The 1,526-nt window shown below is 47.6% G+C and carries 3 pseudogenes; all 3 read right to left on the reverse strand.

The annotated features are described in order from the left end of the window. Positions 1-261, reverse strand: a pseudogene (locus M3090_RS15240) (hypothetical protein); the annotation flags it as partial. A gap of 144 nt (positions 262-405) precedes the next feature. Beyond that, positions 406-709, reverse strand: a pseudogene (locus tag M3090_RS15245) (PDDEXK nuclease domain-containing protein); the annotation flags it as partial. Between the two features lie 203 nt (positions 710-912). After that, positions 913-1,526 (reverse strand): annotated as a pseudogene (locus M3090_RS15250) (DNA polymerase III subunit gamma/tau); the annotation flags it as partial.

Here is a 1,526-nt window from a genome sequence, read left to right on the forward strand (position 1 = left end):
AACTTCCATAGAATGCCAATAGCTTGCAAGTCTGAAGTAGCTGATAGATTGAAGTTGGCTTAAGGCTATTTCTTCATTCTGAATTATCAGGCCTCTTTGCTCTAACAGCTTGAGCTGTTGCAATAGTGCTATTGGTTGTTTGTCATATTTCATATACACATATAAAAAACGAAGTCCCGCCGTGGTACGCATCGTTGAGAGGCGTGGCGAGAACTGTTGTTGCAAAGATACAATCGAATCGCTGAATTTCCAAATAATCATCGGAAAACTTTACGAAACTTTGCGATTAGCCATCTTCTTTGTATTTTTGCAGGTATAAATAGGTTCTTTAAAAAACTTATTTGAAAATTGTTTCATCTCCAATTCTTTCTCGATTTCCTCAATCGTAGGCAGGCTACCCCGGGAATAATCATCCTCCGACTCTTCTATGTGGTACTGCCGTCCCATAAAGGCGAACCCGGCCCCATTTCAATGAGAAACTTCTCCACATGGCTGGCCAGACCGATTTCTACAATGTCAAGTTTGATGGCCTCCTGCAAATAGCGGGTATTCCAGTGGGATATAATGAATTGTACCATATGCCAATATCGCGTCCGTATGTCTTTGACCTGCTGCAAAAGTATCACAGATTATGTGTCCAATTCAGATGCTTTACGGGAAGAGTAAAATTATGCTTGCCTAATTGTGCAGCCACTGGTTGCGTAATTGGGGGAACGGCATCTATGCTTGGGACACCGGGTTTATGTCCCGCAAAAAAGTCTTGCGGGGTTGCCCGGCAGGCCTGCTTAACCTGTCACGGGAACAGTATTATACTGTTCCCAGATCACTATTATACTGTTCCCGGATCACTATTATACTGTTCCTACAACAGTATAATACTGTTCTTCCGTGCAAATAAGGGTTTGTGGGAGTTTACGCAAACTCTAACCCGAATTCGTCTTTCAGTTCCAGCAAGGCTTTGTTTTTCTGTGACATCATCTGGAACTGTTCGTCGCGTCCATAGGCACGCACCTTTTCCGTAGGTTTGCTGACGCGCACGGTCATCGTCACTTTGCTGTTCTTCAGCCGTGTACGCAGGTATTGCTGTATGTCGGGGGTAAGCTCGGTAAATTCTTTGGCCACGATGGGATTGTCTACCACAGCTTCGAAGGTCGTGTCGTTCAGCAGGGTGAGGCGCATGTGCTGCATCCGCTTGGCTATGGCGACTTGTTCTTGGGGCATCTGGCCGGCATATTCTTGCCAATAGTAATTGATGTCCCGCTCGTTGAAAATATAGTCTTCGTCGGGGGCGGCTTCCGATACCTGTGTGGGGACGGTTGTCGTGCCAGGTGCGTACGGCTTTTCTTCTGCCTGCTTGTGGCGGATGGAGATGCCCAGTCGGCCTTTGTCTATGACGGGGATTTTCTTCTCTTCCGCTTTCTGCGTGTTCAGCACAGCTGTCACGTGTGCGGCAGTGGCTTGTGCGCCGGTTGGTGTTTTCGGCGGGCGTGCGGGCTGAGGCTTGGATGCCGCTTGCGGTGTCTCTG

Source organism: Bacteroides sp. ET71 (assembly GCF_023336905.1).
Classification (GTDB): Bacteria; Bacteroidota; Bacteroidia; order Bacteroidales; family Bacteroidaceae; genus Bacteroides.